Below are 1,286 nucleotides of genomic sequence, written 5' to 3' on the forward strand. Positions count from 1 at the left end.
TCGCTGGGCGAGGTCTATGGGGAGAAGATCACCAAGATCATGGACCTGGCGATCAAGACCGGGTCCCCGCTGATCGGGATCAACGAGGGCGCCGGCGCCCGCATCCAAGAAGGCGTGGTGTCCCTGGGGTTGTACGGGGAGATCTTCAAACGCAACGTCCACGCGAGCGGGGTGATCCCGCAGATCAGCCTGATCATGGGCAACTGCGCCGGCGGGCACGTCTACTCCCCCGCGGTCACCGACTTCACCATCATGGTCGACAAGACCTCCGGCATGTTCATCACCGGCCCCGACGTGATCAAGACCGTCACCGGTGAGGACATCACCATGGAAGAGCTCGGCGGCGCCCTGGCCCACAACTCCAAGTCCGGGGTGGCCCACTACATGGGCACCGATGAGGCCGACGCGATCGAGTACGTCAAGGCCCTGCTGTCCTACCTGCCCTCCAACAACCTCGAAGAACCCCCCGCCTATGAGGCCCCCGGTGGGCAGAGTGCGGATCTGGAGATCTCCGACCTCGACCGCGAGCTGGACACCTTCATCCCCGACGGCGGCAACCAGCCCTACGACATGCACGAGGTCATCGCCCACATTGTTGACGAGGAGGAGTTCCTCGAGGTCCAGCCCTTGTGGGCCCCCAACATCATCATCGGCTACGCCCGCATCGAGGGCCGCCCGGTCGGGATCGTGGCCAACCAGCCCATGCAGTTCGCCGGCACCCTCGACATCGACGCCTCCGAGAAAGCCGCCCGGTTCGTGCGCACCTGCGACGCCTTCAACGTCCCGGTCATCACCTTCGTCGACGTGCCCGGGTTCTTGCCCGGCACCGACCAAGAACACAACGGCATCATCCGCCGCGGCGCGAAACTGATCTACGCCTACGCCGAGGCCACCGTCCCCCTGGTCACCATCATCACCCGCAAGGCCTACGGCGGCGCCTATGACGTGATGGGCTCCAAACACCTCGGCGCCGACATCAACCTGGCCTGGCCCACCGCCCAGATCGCGGTCATGGGCGCCCAAGGCGCCGCCAACATCATCCACCGCCGCACCCTGGCCGACCTCGAGGCCGCCGGCGCCAGCACCGACCAGATCGAAGCCAAACGCGCCCAGCTCATCGACGAATACGAAACCACCCTCGCCAACCCCTACATCGCCGCCGAACGCGGCTACATCGACGCCGTCATCCCACCCCACGAAACCCGCGCCGAGATCACCCGCGCCCTGCGCCTGCTCCGCACCAAACGCGAAACCCTCCCCGCGAAGAAGCACGGGAACATCCCGCT

1 protein-coding gene is annotated in these 1,286 nt (G+C 65.9%); it reads left to right on the forward strand.

The genetic code is table 11. The annotated features are described in order from the left end of the window. Positions 1-1,286 (forward strand): acyl-CoA carboxylase subunit beta (locus ACIA03_RS30250; protein WP_396989211.1); only part of this gene is annotated, 1,286 nt, incomplete at both ends.

The sequence above is a fragment of the Nocardioides sp. NPDC051685 genome (assembly GCF_044453405.1).
Lineage (GTDB): Bacteria > Actinomycetota > Actinomycetes > Propionibacteriales > Nocardioidaceae > Nocardioides.